A 14,453-nucleotide genomic window follows, 5' to 3' on the forward strand; every position below is an offset into this window, starting at 1 on the left:
CAAATCCAATACCCACACGGCGAGGTGACATATGAAACTGCAAAAAGTGTTGATCGCCAACCGCGGAGAAATTGCATGCCGGATCATTCGTTCCTGCAAGTCACGGGGGTTAAAAACAGTGGCGGTTTACTCCGAAGCGGACCGTGAGCTGCCCTATGTATCCCTGGCCGATGAAGCTGTCCTGATCGGTCCTCCGCCAGTGGCCAAAAGTTATTTGAATATGGAAGCGATTTTGGAAGCTGCCAGCCGGACCGGAGCAGACTCCATTCACCCCGGCTATGGATTCCTGTCGGAAAATGCGGTCTTTGCCCAAAAAGTTATCGACCGGGGACTGATCTGGATCGGACCGGAACCCGGCGTGATTGCCCGGATGGGGGATAAAGTCACTGCGCGCCGGACGATGATGGAAGCCGGAGTCCCCGTGGTGCCGGGAACGGACGGGCTGGGCAGCATCGAAGAAGCCGTCCGAGAGGCCGGAAAAATCGGCTTTCCCGTCATGCTTAAAGCGAGTGCAGGCGGTGGCGGCATCGGGATGCAAGTGTCGAGGGATGCGCTCGAACTGGAAAAAACATTCCCGTCGACTCAGTCAAGAGCCAAAGCTTATTTTGGGGATGAGACGCTGTTTTTGGAGAAATGGATCGAACGGTCCCGCCACGTCGAAGTGCAGATTGCCGCTGATTCAGCAGGGAATGTGATTCATCTGTTCGAAAGGGAATGTTCCGTGCAACGGCGCAATCAAAAAGTGATTGAGGAGAGTTTATCGCCGTCGATTCAGCCCGAGACACGAGTGCGTCTGTATGAAGCGGCGGTTCGAGCAGCGAAGGCGGTTCGTTACACCGGAGTGGGAACAGTGGAATTTTTGCTCGGGCCCGATGATGAGTTTTATTTTTTGGAAATGAACACCCGCTTGCAAGTGGAGCATCCTGTGACGGAGTCCATTACGGGACTGGATCTGGTGGATCTGCAACTCTCGTTGGTGGAAGGGGAGCATCTCCCCGTAACGCAGGAACAGGTACAGGCCAGCGGGCATGCGATGGAATTTCGGATCTATGCGGAAGATCCCGTCACCTTTATGCCTTCACCGGGCCGGTTGACGAAGTTTCACCCCCCGCAGGGAGAAGGAATTCGGATTGACGCCGGCGTGGAAACGGGCAATACCGTTTCGCCTTTCTATGATCCGATGATTGCAAAGTGTATTGTAAGCGGTTTCAGCCGGAAGGAAGTACTCGAACGCAGCCGTCAAGCATTAAAAGATTTTCAAGTGGAAGGAATTAAGACAAACCTGCCGCTCCTGCTGGAACTTCTTGAACATCCGGAGTTTGTCAGCGGGCATTATTCCACGCAGATTTTAAACAAAAGTACGAACAAATGAGGTGAACCAAATGGCTCAAGTAAAAGCGAGTATGGCCGGTACAGTGCTCACGGTTCTCGTCTCCCAGGGGGATCAGGTGGAGGCGGGTCAGGATGTCATCATTTTGGAATCGATGAAGATGGAGGTTCCCGTACAGGCGGATCAGCCGGGCAGAGTGAAAGAAATCAAAGTGGAAGCCGGCGCTTTTGTGAACGATGGTGAAGTGCTCATCGAATTGGAGGAGTAAAGGGGGCACCACATGAAAATAAAAATTGTGGAAGTGGGCTTAAGAGACGGATTGCAGAATGAGAAAACGGTTTTGCCGACCGAAGTGAAACGGGAAATCGCCGACCGTCTGATCACGGCGGGAATCCGTCATTTGGAAGTGACTTCGTTTGTCCATCCGAAATGGGTTCCTCAGCTGGCCGATGCCGAGCAGTTAGCCAAAGAACTGTCTAAACGACCGGCCGTCACCTATCGAGCGCTCGTTCCGAACCGCAAAGGACTGGAACGTGCCCTGGAAACGGCGGTGGATGAGTTTGCCGTGTTCATGTCAGCCAGTGAAACGCATAACCGCAAAAACATCAACAAGGGGATCGACGGAACGTTCCCTGTGCTTGCTGAAGTGGTGGAGTTGGCGCGGGAGCGGGGAAAGAAAGTGCGGGGATATGTCTCCACCGTATTTGGCTGCCCGTATGAAGGGGACGTACCTGTCTCCCAAGTGATCAAAGTTTGTGAACGGCTGTTTGAGATGGGAGTTTACGAAGTCTCCCTGGGAGATACGATCGGTGTAGCTACTCCGGTTCAAGTAAAGGCGGTCTTGAAAGAATTGATCAAGCACTTTCCGGCGGACCGTCTGGCCGGCCATTTTCACGATACGCGCGGAACCGGCCTGGCGAATGCCTACGTGGCGATGGAAATGGGAATCACCACCCTGGATGCCTCTTTTGGCGGTATGGGCGGTTGCCCGTATGCACCGGGTGCTGCGGGCAATTTGGCCACGGAAGATCTCGTTTATCTCTTGCACGGGATGGGAGTGGAAACGGGCATCAACCTGGATGCCCTGTGTGAGACCAGTCTGTGGGTGGAGAAGAGATTGGGAAAACCCCTGCCTTCCAAAGTCCTGCGAAGCTATGCCGGAAGCAGAGAAGCCTGAATCGGAAAAGGAGTGAGGGAGTTGTCTGTCATCCAATGGGAGAATCATGAAGGGATCTCCGTCATTACGATCAATCGTCCTGAAGTATACAACGCTTTGAATATGGATGCGCTGGTGGAATTATCCGGGGTTGCCGACCGCCTCGCTTTTATGAAGGAGACACGGGTGGTGATCATCACGGGAGCAGGGGACAAAGCTTTCTGTGCTGGGGCCGATTTGAAAGAGAGGCGCACGTTTACCGAAGATCAAGTCCGCCGGTATATTCATCTGATCCGCGAGACATTCACCAAGATCGAACGCCTGCCCCAGCCGGTGATTGCCGCGGTCAACGGGGTGGCCCTGGGCGGTGGAACGGAGCTGGCCCTTGCCTGTGATTTGCGGGTCGCTGACGAATCAGCCACGTTTGGCCTGACGGAAGTCTCTCTCGGCATTATTCCGGGAGCCGGGGGGACTCAGCGCCTGCCGCGGCTCATCGGCAAAGCCAGGGCGAAAGAGATGATCTTCACAGCGCAAAAGATTTCGGCTGAGCGGGCGGAAGAAATCGGTTTGGTGAACCGGGTGGCGAAGAGAGGCAAAGCGTTGGAGACAGCCATGGAACTGGCATCCATCATCCGGGAAAACGCTCCTCTTTCACTCGCCCAGGCCAAGTTTGCCATCGATCAGGGGCTGGAAACCGACCTGGCCACCGGCCTGGCGCTGGAAACAAAGGCATATGAAACCCTGATCCCGACCAAAGACCGTCTGGAAGGACTGGAAGCGTTCAGACAAAAAAGAAAACCGATTTATCGCGGCGAATAACGGGGTGGATAAAGATGAAAGATACCTGGTTGGAACAGCTGGAAGAAAACCTGAAAAAAGTGAAGGCCGGCGGAGCTCCAAAATATCATGAAAAATTGGAGCAGCAGAAGAAGCTGTTTGTTCGCAAACGGTTGGAGCTTCTGTTTGATGATGAATTTCAATTGGAAGACGGGTTGTTTGCCAATTTTACGGCCGGTGACTTACCCGCGGACGGAGTGGTAACCGCCATCGGCAAAATCCATGGTCAAATCGTTTGCGTGATGGCGAATGATGCCACGGTCAAAGCGGGTTCCTGGGGCGCCCGTACAGTAGAAAAGATCATCCGCATCCAGGAGACGGCGGAAAAGTTGAAAGTGCCGCTCCTGTACCTGGTAGATTCCGCAGGCGCACGGATCACGGACCAAATTGAAATGTTCCCGGGGCGGCGCGGGGCAGGTCGGATTTTTTACAATCAGGTAAAATTGTCGGGGGTCATACCGCAAATTTGTATTTTGTTTGGCCCTTCCGCCGCTGGTGGGGCCTACATTCCCGCCTTTTGCGACGTGGTGATCATGGTCGACAAAAATGCCAGCATGTATCTGGGCTCTCCTCGAATGGCCGAGATGGTGATCGGAGAAAAAGTCAGCTTGGAGGAGATGGGCGGAGCGCGGATGCATTGCTCGGTGAGCGGATGCGGGGATGTGCTGGCCGCGACAGAAGAAGAGGCGATCGCATCTGCCCGCCGCTATCTGAGCTATTTCCCTCCCAATTACGAACAAAAGCCGCCGAAGATGGCCGGAAAAAATCCGCCGGAGGGCGCCCGCCGGATCGCCGAAATAGTGCCTGACAACCAAAACGCTCCGTTTGATATGATGGAACTGATTACCAGCCTGGTGGATGAAGGCTCGTTCTATGAAATCAAACAGCTGTTTGCCCGGGAGTTGATTACCGGATTCGCCCGGTTGGACGGAAGAGTGGTCGGCATCATTGCCAATCAATCCAAAGTAAAAGGGGGCGTGTTGTTTGTGGATTCGGCAGACAAAGCGGCCCGGTTCATCACATTGTGTGACGCGTTCAACATCCCGCTCCTCTTCCTTGCAGATGTCCCCGGTTTTATGATCGGCACCCAGGTGGAAAGAGCCGGCATCATCCGGCATGGGGCGAAAATGATCTCGGCCATGTCGGAGGCGACAGTTCCCAAAGTCTCCGTCATCGTTCGCAAGGCCTACGGGGCGGGGCTGTATGCCATGGCCGGTCCCGCGTTTGAACCGGATGCTTGTTTGGCGCTCCCTACCGCCCAGATTGCCGTCATGGGACCCGAAGCGGCTGTCAATGCCGTGTACAGCAATAAGATCGCCGAACTGGAAGAGCCGGAGCGGACCAAGTTCGTCATGGAAAAACGGGAGGAGTATAAGAAAGACATCGATATTTACCGGTTAGCCAGTGAGCTGATTGTCGACGGGATCGTTTCTCCCGACGAGCTTCGTAAAGAGCTGATCGGCCGCTTTGCCGCTTACGAGAACAAACAAGTCATCTTCAGCCGCCGCAAGCATCCGGTCTACCCGGTGTAAGGAAAAAAACGCTAAAAAATCCCTCCCTGGAGCGAGGCAGGCCCGGGAGGGATTTTTCATGTGCTAAATACCGGAATGGTTTGTCCCGGCAGCTATCCGGGTAAAGATGAAAACCGACAGCCGTCATTGTATGATGATAAAAAGAGCGGATCGGCTCTTTGGATCTGAAGTTAAAGGGGCAGATCGATGAGAATCGGTATCTTAGGATGCGGGGCATTGGGGCTGTTGTGGGGGGCAAGGATGTTGAAAGCCGGCCATGAGACAGTGCTCATCACCCGCACGGAGAAGCAAAAGGAAACGTTATTGCAACAAGGACTGATCTTTACTTCATTGACAAAGGAAAAGGAGCAAATTCCCGCCCAAGTGGAGTCAATCAAACAGATTTCACGACAAGCTTCCTTTGACGTGGTTTTTGTGACGGTAAAACAGACGAACCTGCCCGAGGCCATCCCGGTGATTCAGATGATCACCCATCCTGCATCGCAGATCCTGTTTTGGCAGAATGGTTTGGGGCATGAGCAGCAAATAGAACGGCTTCAGAGCCGCCCCTGGACCTATGCGGCCGTCACGACCGAAGGGGCTTGGAAGAAAGGAATGAATGAAGTCCAACATACGGGAGCGGGGGAGACACAGGTCGGCTTGTTTCCGCGAACGGGCCGGGATTCCCACATTCACTTTCGCTCTTTTTTGCACGATTTGACCCATATACCAAACCGAGCAGCCTTTTCCATCCAATATGAGCCCCATATACGGAAGCGCATGTGGGAAAAGTTGCTTGTCAACTGTGTTATCAATCCGTTGACCGGGTTATATGAAGTCAAAAACGGGGAATTGTTATCAGGGAAATACACGAGCATCATGGAACAAATCCTGAAAGAAGCCCTGGCGGTGGCAAGCAGTCAGGGAATGGTATTTGCATATGCGGAAATGATGGCCAAAATCCGCAGCGTGTGCGAAAGGACGGCGGACAATTATTCTTCCCTGTTACAGGATTTGCAAAAGGGAGTTCCCACCGAGATCGAATTCATCAACGGGGTGGTGGTCAAGACCGGGCGACAAGCCCATGTAGATACGCCCGTCAACCGGCGGCTTGTCGAGCTCATCCGTGCCAAAGAAGCTCGGAAAATGGCCACAAGCTTTGAGACGGAAGACGGAATGGTATAATGTTACTGAACATGGGTGAATCCCGGAGAGCAATCGTGGAGGCGGTAGTTTGTTTTATCCCAAGAAGTTGTCGGTAGAGACATTTGTCATTGCCATTTTTCTCAGCACCCTGGACATTGTGGCGCTCACGCCCGCCCTTGAATCGATCATGGTTGAATATTTGCATCCCATTCACTGGAGTGTGTGGGTCATTTCTTTACATTTGGCCTTCTTTTCTTTCTCTTTGCCTATTTTGGAAGGTTGGGCCGCCAATGTCGGCAGAAATAAAGTATTTATTTTCTCTCTGGTCTTCTTTGCACTCGGCTCTTTGATGATCGCGGCTAGCCATCAATGGGTTTGGCTGATGTGGGGAAGGGTCATGGAAGCGATTGGGGCAAGTGGGATTGTTCCTTATGTGGCCTTGCAAACACGCCGCATGATCGCCAAAAAAAACAAGCAAAAAAAGGTGAATGCTCTTCTGATTTTAGGGGGATTGCTGGTTCTGATCCCTCTGGTGACGGCGTTTCTCGTGTACCAGTTCGGCTGGAGAAGCCTTTTTGTTGTTTATTTTCTTTTGGCCGTTCTTCTGTTTGCGGCTTCCAGGAGATGGCTGATCGTCGACCAGCCCGGCCGCGGCCGCCAGATTCACGGTGAAGGGATATTCTTCTTCGCTGTCATTATTCTTTTTTTGATGACCGCAGTGACGCTCACCGACTTTCTGCAGGGCTGGACTGCATTCACGCATTCTCAGGCCATGCCGCTATGGATTGTAGCCGTTGGATTGATCATTCCGTTATTCATGATTGAAAGGCAAAGCGAGCATCCTTTTTTGGAGCCGCATCTGTTTGCCAATTGGCGTTTTTGGCTTTTATACGTTCAGGTGGCGCTGACCGGGTTCAGCTGGATGGCCCTCGTTCTGGTTCCCACCTGGGTGAGTCAGCCATTTCATCTTCATTCGCTTTTCAATGGTGTTGTGCTCGCATACATTCTTTTGTGGGCGGTTTTGTCTTTGCCGCTGGTTTTTCGCTTTTCAAGAAAATGGGGATTTAAAGGGGTTTCGGCTCTGGGATTTATGTTTGCCATTATTTCCTATACATCCTTGGCCTGGTTTCGTGAGGGATGGCTGCAGTGGGTGATGCTGGCTCTCCTTGGATGGGGCCTCAGCTTTACGCTGGCTTCCCCTGTCCATGTCCCGCTATCTCAATGGGCACCTGTCCGTCAGTTGAAAAGCGGATTGATGACGCTGGGCATGTTCCGTGCAGCAGGAGGGGCATTAGGTCTGGTGGCGATGGCCAGACTATACCGGTCCTTTGTTCCGGGAGATTACGGATGGTTGACCGCGACCGAATGGACCCGGCCAATGATTCAAGTGGCTGAGCAAAAAGTGATGCTTCTGGTTGCCGCCACTTCCTTTTTGGGATTGGTGATCAGCTTACTGTTACCGAATCATAAAGAGAACAGATAGAATTCCGTGTTGACTTTCATCCCAATGCCGGATTAAATTTAAGTGCCTGCTCGATTGTGCTATACTAACTTTTGTTTAGTGTGTTAAATCCCTGGTAAAAGAAGGAGTAAAACATGAAAATAGATGCTGTATCATACCCGGGATCAAATCCGATCACTCATGATTATCTACAACCAGCCCACCCCATCCATTCCTTTTTTTCATACCATCCCATGAACGCAGAAAGTTTTGTTCAGAGGGCGAAATGGGTCGATGGCAGGAAGGAGCAGTATTCCCGTGCCCGGCTCGTTGAGGTGCTTCGCTCTTACCATCAACCGGAGCTGGATCACCCCGCCATTCAGCGCAATCTGGAGCGCTTGTCGGAACCGGACAGTCTGGTGGTGATTGGCGGCCAGCAAGCCGGCCTTTTAACCGGGCCCCTTTACACCCTTTATAAGGCCGTCACGATCATTCAATTGGCCGAACGCGAACAAGAACGGCTGAACCGTCCCGTCATCCCCGTCTTTTGGATCGCCGGGGAAGACCATGACCGGAATGAAGTCGATCACGTTTGGATACAAACAAGCGAAGGGGTCCCGGTGAAGCATCGTTTTTCAAGCGGAGATGAGAAAAAGCGCCCCGTCTCATCCCTTTATATCAAGAAAGAGGAGATGGAGCGTTGGCTGGATGAACTGGGCCGGATTTTGCCTGACCGGGAATATAAAAAAGAATGGGCCGAAAGGCTGAAGAAGTGGACGAATGAACCGGTGACTTGGAGCCGCTTTTTCGCCAGAGTCATGCATCACTTGTTCGCCGATCGGGGATTGCTGATGATCGACTCGGCTTACCCCGAACTGCGGCGGATGGAAGCACCCTTTTTCAAGCATTTGATCAAAATCAATGATTCGATTCACAGCCGGGTGATGGAAACGGCCGAAGAGTTGAAAAAACTGGGTTATCCGGTTGCTGTCGATTTGAAAAAAAATCAGGCGCATTTGTTTGTGCAAGTGGAAGACGAGCGTTTATCGCTGGTTCGCGACCAAGGGCTCTGGAGATCGAGGGATGGCCGGGAGAGCTTTTCCGATGATGAGTTGCTTTCCCTTGCTGAACAGGAGCCGGAAAGACTGAGCAATAACGTCATTACCCGGCCGTTGATGCAGGAATACCTGTTTCCGACGCTCGCTTTTGTGGGAGGGCCGGGGGAAATCTCCTACTGGGCGCTGTTGAAACAGGCATTTGAAGAAGCGGGATTCCGAATGCCGGTCGTATACCCCCGCCTGCGGATGACTTTGATTGATCGTACGGCCTATAAAAGAATGCAGGAGTTTGGGCTGACCTGGTCGGATTTGTTTACCCGGTTCGGCGAGAAAAAAGAAGAATGGCTGGCAGACAGGCAACCTTTTCACCTGGATGACCTCTTCTTACCGGTCAAAGAGCAAATCATCGCCAGCTATCAGCCGCTGATCCGTTTGCTCAGTGAAGAAATCGGCATGGATCTTTATGAAATGGGACAAAAAAACCAGCAGAAGATTTTAGAGCAAGTAGATTATTTTTATAACTACACAAAAAGGAGCATTGAGAACAAATATCGAACTGAATTAAGACACTGGGAGGAAATTTCCAATACCTGTTTGCCGCTCGATAAGCTGCAGGAGAGGGTTTACAATCTCGTCAATTACTGGAATGAGTACGGTCTGTCTTGGTTGAGCCGCCTACTTGAGACCCCTCTTCTGACAGGCAACGAAGAATTCGAGCATCGATGTATCATCCTGTGAGCGCCTTTTTCTTTTCATGCTAATCAGTTATAATAACGACGTTATCACGGGTGGCGAACTGGTTAATCCGGGCATTTGAGAGAGTTTAAAGTACGGGATTACATATGGTGGAAAACCATAAAGGGGGATTTTTTCATGAATTCAGCCGAAAAAAGCATTGTGCGCGATATAAATCTGGCTCCGCAAGGGCGTTTGAAAATTGATTGGGCAAGGGAGCATATGCCTGTTTTAAACCGTTTGCGCGAACGTTTGTCAGTAGAAAAGCCGCTCGCCGGACAAAAAGTGGCCATCTCTCTCCATCTGGAAGCGAAAACGGCTTGCTTAGCCGAGTTGATTCGGGATGCGGGAGCGGAGGTAACCATTACCGGCAGCAATCCTCTCTCCACTCAGGATGACATTTGTGCAGCCCTCGCAGTATCCGGGATCACCGTGTTTGCCAAATATAATCCAGCTCCGGAGGAATACAAATATCACCTCATCCAAACGCTGGAAACGCGTCCGGACCTGATCATCGATGACGGAGGGGATCTGGTCAGCATTCTTCACGCGGAGCGCCCTGATTTAATCGATCAAGTCAAGGGCGGGTGCGAAGAGACGACCACCGGGATTTTGCGGCTCCGATCCCTTGAAAAATCAGGAGAGCTGCGTTTTCCGATGGTTGCCGTCAATGATGCTTACTCCAAGTTTTTGTTTGATAACCGTTACGGAACGGGACAATCGGTCTGGGACGGCATCAACCGTACCACCAACTTGGTCGTGGCCGGAAAAACGGTCGTAGTGGTCGGCTACGGCTGGTGCGGACGCGGTGTTGCGCTCAGGGCCAAAGGGTTGGGTGCGCGTGTGATCGTCACCGAAGTGGATGCGATTAAAGCCACGGAAGCCCATATGGACGGTTTTTCGGTCATGCCGATGGCGGAAGCGGCCAAATACGGCGATTTCTTTATCACCACCACCGGCAATAAAGGGGTCATCAACGGATCGCATTACCCGCTGATGAAACATGGAGCCATCCTGGCCAATGCCGGCCATTTTAATGTGGAGATCGACATCGAGGCACTGGAACAGCAGGCGGTCAACACCCAGACGGTGCGCAAAGACATAACCGAATATCTGATGGAAGACGGACGCAAACTGTACTTGCTCGCTGAAGGCCGTCTGGTCAACCTGGCTGCCGGGGACGGGCATCCGGCCGAGATCATGGATATGACCTTTGCCCTCCAGGCGATGTGCCTCTTATATGTCCATGAAAACCATCAAAAAATCGGTCCCAAGGTGATCGATGTGCCTTACCATCTCGATGAACAGGTGGCCCGATATTTTCTTGAGTCGCAGGGAATTCAAATTGACGACCTGACTGAAGAACAGGAAAAATACCTGGCCAGCTGGGAGTTGTAATGTTTTCCAAAAAATTCAACTCGTCCTGTTAAATCCTGCACATAAGTGCAGGATTTTTTAATTTTCGTGTGGTATAATTTACAATGTGGTGGAAAGTGGAGGGAAGTGGGGAGGAAGGGGGAGTGAGGGGAGGCGAAGCGGCATGTTCATGGGTGAATATCGCCACACGATCGATGGCAAGGGACGAATCATCATTCCGGCCAAATTTAGAGAAGGGCTGGGAGACTCGTTCGTTGTCACTCGTGGACTGGATCAATGCCTCTTCGCATACCCTCGCTCAGAGTGGACACAATTAGAGCAGAAATTAAAGGCACTCCCGTTTACCAAAGCCGACGCCCGAAAGTTTACGCGATTCTTTTTTTCAGGGGCCTGTGAAGTGGAGCTGGATAAGCAGGGCCGGATATTGCTTCCTCCTAATCTTCGCGACTTTGCCAAGTTAAAAAAGGATTGTGTCATTATTGGAGTTTCCACACGTGTCGAGATTTGGTCAAAGGATTTGTGGGAAGACTATTATTTAAGCTCTGAGGATTCGTTTAACGAAATTGCCGAAAGCATCGTGGATTTGGATCTGTAGACGAGGATGAAACCAGTTGTTTATTCATGAGACAGTATTAAAAGAAGAAGCAGTGGACGGACTGAATATCAAACCGGACGGCGTATATGTGGATTGTACTTTGGGTGGAGCGGGTCACAGCCGTTTGATCGCCGAGCGTCTGGATTCATCCGGCACGTTGATCGGTTTGGATCAGGATCAAACTGCGTTGGATCATGCCAAGCAGCATCTAAAAGATGTCGGATGCAATCTTCATCTGGTAAAAACCAATTTTCGCCGGATCCGACAAGTCGTAGAAGGGCTCGGTTTTGACAAGGTCGACGGGATCTTGTTTGATCTGGGTGTCTCATCTCCTCAGCTGGATGCCGGAGAAAGAGGTTTCAGTTACCACCAAGATGCTCCACTGGATATGCGGATGGACGTGCAACAGGAATTAAGTGCGTATCACATTGTGAATCATTGGCCGGAAGATGAGATCGCACGGGTCCTGTTTGAATATGGGGAAGAAAAGTTCTCTCGTCGCATCGCCCAAGAGATCGTCAGTCAGAGACAACGGAAGCCGATTGCAACTACAATGCAATTGGTCGACATCATTAAACAAGCCATTCCTGCGCCTGCCAGAAGAACGGGTCCTCATCCGGCCCGCCGTTCTTTTCAAGCCATTCGGATCGCCGTGAACGATGAACTGAATGTTTTTCGACAAGCGTTGGAACAATCGGTGGAAATTCTCCATTCTCGGGGACGCATTTGTGTAATTACCTTTCATTCACTGGAAGACCGCATCTGCAAAAAGTTCTTCCAAGATAAAGCCAAAGGCTGTATTTGCCCTCCACATTTCCCTGTTTGTACGTGTGACCAAAGACCGCTTCTTCGTGTGGTGACGAAGAAGCCGGTTTTGCCGGCTAAAGAAGAGATAGAGAGAAATAAACGAGCACGTTCGGCAAAACTGAGAATCGCTGAGAAGTGTTAAGGAGTTAAAGGAGAGGGCTGGTAGTGTAAGGAGGATGAAATAGATGAGAGAGGATCGGGGGAATCTTGCGGTTGCACGGCCTTTAACAGATAAAAAGACCGGTGTCGGCGCAAAAAGAAGGAAGAAGTCTCTTCTCAAAACACTTCCCGTAGGGGAAAAGCTGCTTTATCTGTTCAGCGTGTTGATTTGCGCAGCCCTTGTGTTAATCGTTATTTCCAGGTATGCCAAAGTGACTGAGTTGAACGTGGCCATTCGCAACACCGAGATTCAAATTCAGGAAACGGAAAAGGTTAATTTCCGGCTGGAAACACAGAAAAGAAAATTGGGAAGCGTGGAGCGGATTCGGAAATTTGCCGAAAGTAAGGGGCTGGAGTTAAACGCACAAAAAATCTTGCCTTCGATTCAGCCGTAAAAAATGAGCACATGTTGTTCTCGGGTTATATCAGAAAGATGTAGATTGGAGAGGCTGAATCATGGGTTCGCTAAGGAAGAGTAAAGAGCGTTCTCTTCTGATCGGGCTCGTTTTGACCCTGTTGTTGAGTGTCATCATTCTGCGACTCTTCTGGGTCCAGACAGTCAACTCCGATGAATGGCAGGCTGAAGCCCTTAAAAATTGGGTGAAAAATGAAAAGCTGAAGCCGAAACGGGGAACCATTTACGACAGAACCAAGGAACAGCTGGCTTGGGAAGAGGACGCCTATTATTTTGTTGCTGCACCCAAGAAAGTAAAAGACAAGAAAAAGACAGCTCGTTTGCTGGCACCCATTTTAGGGATCGACGAAAAGGTTTTGCTGCAAAAGCTCCAGCAGAAAAAAGATTCAGTGGACCTGAGAGACGGAAGCAAATTCAAGTTTCCTTCGGAAGTGTATGACAAGGTCATGGAGCTGCGCAAAAAAAAGGAAATTGAGGGGATCTACGGTTATCAAACGACCAAGCGAAAATATAGCGGCAACGAAGCCGCCCATGTGCTGGGCTTCTTGCGGATCGATGATAAACCGGCTGGCGGGGTTGAGAGCACCTATGACAAGTGGCTGAGGGGGAAGGAGGGCTATATCCGGTATATTGGAGCCCAAAACGGGATGATGATTACTGATGAACCCGAAAAAAACCGCCCCCCTGTCAACGGTAAAGACCTGGTGTTAACATTGGACACGCGGATCCAGCACCAGGTGGAATTGGAACTGGATGAGGCGATCAAGTCTTACCAGGCCAAAGGGGGGACAGCGATCGTCGCTGATCCGAAAACGGGTGAAATTCTGGCTATGGTCAGCCGGCCTTCCTTTGACCCCAACAACTATGCTGCCACCATTGACGATGAGAACAGACAGAATCGCGCGGTGGAAAGCCAGTTTGAACCAGGTTCGACGTTTAAAATCGTCACTCTTGCCGCTGCGATTGAGGAAGGGATTTTTAACCCTGATGCGACCTTCCAGTCGGGATCGATCCAAGTGGAAGACCGGACCATCCGCGATTGGAATAACGGAAGAGGCTGGGGAACGATTACATACCGGGAAGGCGTTGAAAAATCAAGCAATGTTGCGTTTGTGAAGCTGGGACAACAATTGGGGGCAGGGAGGCTCGTTGAATATATCAATAAATTTGGTTTTGGAGATATAACCCAGAAGTTTGGCAAAAAGACCGGTATCGATCTTCCGGCTGAAGGAAGAGGTTACTTTTTTGGCAGATCCCCGTACCCCTCCGAGTTGGCTTCCACGGCTTTCGGACAGGGCATCTCGGTCACTCCCATCCAACAAGTGGCAGCCGTCAGCGCGATCGCCAACGGGGGAATTTGGTACAAGCCGCATGTGATGAAAGAAATCTGGGAGCCGGGGCTGAAGAAACGCATTCAAACTAATCAGCCAAAAGGCCGTCGCATTATCCGTCCGGAAACGGCCAAACAGGTCCGTGAACTTCTTCGCGGGGTGGTCAAATCCGGGACAGGCATGCAAGCGGAGCTGCTCGGTTACGGTGTCGCCGGCAAAACGGGGACCGCTCAAAAACCGGACCCGAACGGGCGGGGATATTTAGAAGGAAAATATGTGGTTTCCTTTGTCGGGTTTGCCCCGTACGATGATCCGGAAGTGGTGATTTACGTGGCCATCGATGAGCCTTCCTCTGAGTACGGAAGTGTTTCCGGCGGGGAGGTCGCCGCTCCCGTAGCAAGGGATATCCTGAAAAAGACGTTGCAGATCCGGGCCGTGCAGCCCAGTAAACAGATGGCAGAATCCATCAAATAAAGGAAAAAAGCACCTCTCGCGGGGTGCTTTTTTTGTTGGCTTTTCTCTGGGGCATTTTTTGTGCTTGTAACGAATAGGCTT

Annotated in this window: 13 protein-coding genes; all 13 read left to right on the top strand. The window is 51.2% G+C overall.

The genetic code is table 11. The features are described 5' to 3' along the window. Nucleotides 1-37 precede the first annotated feature (37 nt). The 13 genes from BMW55_RS07565 to BMW55_RS07625 all read left to right on the top strand — a co-directional run bounded on the left by BMW55_RS07565 (nt 38) and on the right by BMW55_RS07625 (nt 14,372). Nucleotides 38-1,372, top strand: coding sequence for an acetyl-CoA carboxylase biotin carboxylase subunit (locus tag BMW55_RS07565; RefSeq protein WP_089967015.1), 1,335 nt, complete (start codon nt 38-40; stop codon nt 1,370-1,372). A gap of 10 nt (nt 1,373-1,382) precedes the next feature. After that, nucleotides 1,383-1,598, top strand: a complete 216-nt coding sequence (locus BMW55_RS07570; protein ID WP_089966909.1) for an acetyl-CoA carboxylase biotin carboxyl carrier protein subunit — start codon at nt 1,383-1,385, stop codon at nt 1,596-1,598. A gap of 12 nt (nt 1,599-1,610) precedes the next feature. Next, complete coding sequence (locus tag BMW55_RS07575; RefSeq protein ID WP_089966911.1) at nt 1,611-2,507, top strand: hydroxymethylglutaryl-CoA lyase; 897 nt, start codon at nt 1,611-1,613, stop codon at nt 2,505-2,507. A gap of 21 nt (nt 2,508-2,528) precedes the next feature. After that, the gene (locus BMW55_RS07580; protein WP_089966913.1) at nt 2,529-3,305 is read left to right on the top strand and encodes an enoyl-CoA hydratase; all 777 of its coding nucleotides are present in this window, start codon (nt 2,529-2,531) and stop codon (nt 3,303-3,305) included. A 14-nt stretch (nt 3,306-3,319) separates the two neighbouring features. Continuing rightward, nucleotides 3,320-4,855, top strand: a complete 1,536-nt coding sequence (locus BMW55_RS07585; RefSeq protein WP_089966915.1) for an acyl-CoA carboxylase subunit beta — start codon at nt 3,320-3,322, stop codon at nt 4,853-4,855. Nucleotides 4,856-5,041: 186 nt separating this feature from the next. After that, nucleotides 5,042-6,019, top strand: a complete 978-nt coding sequence (locus tag BMW55_RS07590) for a ketopantoate reductase family protein (RefSeq protein WP_089966917.1) — start codon at nt 5,042-5,044, stop codon at nt 6,017-6,019. 49 nt (nt 6,020-6,068) lie between these two features. After that, a complete protein-coding gene (locus BMW55_RS07595; protein WP_170839809.1) occupies nt 6,069-7,463 on the top strand; it encodes an MFS transporter in 1,395 nt (464 codons plus the stop codon). A 113-nt stretch (nt 7,464-7,576) separates the two neighbouring features. Next, on the top strand, nt 7,577-9,217 hold the full coding sequence (gene bshC, locus BMW55_RS07600) for a bacillithiol biosynthesis cysteine-adding enzyme BshC (RefSeq protein WP_089966921.1): 1,641 nt from the start codon (nt 7,577-7,579) through the stop codon (nt 9,215-9,217). A gap of 135 nt (nt 9,218-9,352) precedes the next feature. Beyond that, complete coding sequence (locus BMW55_RS07605) at nt 9,353-10,612, top strand: adenosylhomocysteinase (RefSeq protein WP_089966923.1); 1,260 nt, start codon at nt 9,353-9,355, stop codon at nt 10,610-10,612. Nucleotides 10,613-10,754: 142 nt separating this feature from the next. Next, nucleotides 10,755-11,186: a division/cell wall cluster transcriptional repressor MraZ gene (gene mraZ, locus BMW55_RS07610; protein ID WP_089966925.1), complete on the top strand. Its 432-nt coding sequence runs from the start codon at nt 10,755-10,757 to the stop codon at nt 11,184-11,186. A 16-nt stretch (nt 11,187-11,202) separates the two neighbouring features. After that, a complete protein-coding gene (rsmH, locus tag BMW55_RS07615; protein WP_089966927.1) occupies nt 11,203-12,135 on the top strand; it encodes a 16S rRNA (cytosine(1402)-N(4))-methyltransferase RsmH in 933 nt (310 codons plus the stop codon). A 43-nt stretch (nt 12,136-12,178) separates the two neighbouring features. Next, the gene (gene ftsL / locus BMW55_RS07620) at nt 12,179-12,547 is read left to right on the top strand and encodes a cell division protein FtsL (protein WP_089966928.1); all 369 of its coding nucleotides are present in this window, start codon (nt 12,179-12,181) and stop codon (nt 12,545-12,547) included. 61 nt (nt 12,548-12,608) lie between these two features. Then, nucleotides 12,609-14,372 (top strand): peptidoglycan D,D-transpeptidase FtsI family protein, encoded by a 1,764-nt coding sequence (locus BMW55_RS07625; protein WP_089966930.1) that lies wholly within the window; start codon nt 12,609-12,611, stop codon nt 14,370-14,372. The last annotated feature ends 81 nt before the right edge of the window (nt 14,373-14,453 follow it).

This window comes from Lihuaxuella thermophila (assembly GCF_900110165.1).
GTDB classification, from domain to species: Bacteria; Bacillota; Bacilli; order Thermoactinomycetales; family Thermoactinomycetaceae; genus Lihuaxuella; species Lihuaxuella thermophila.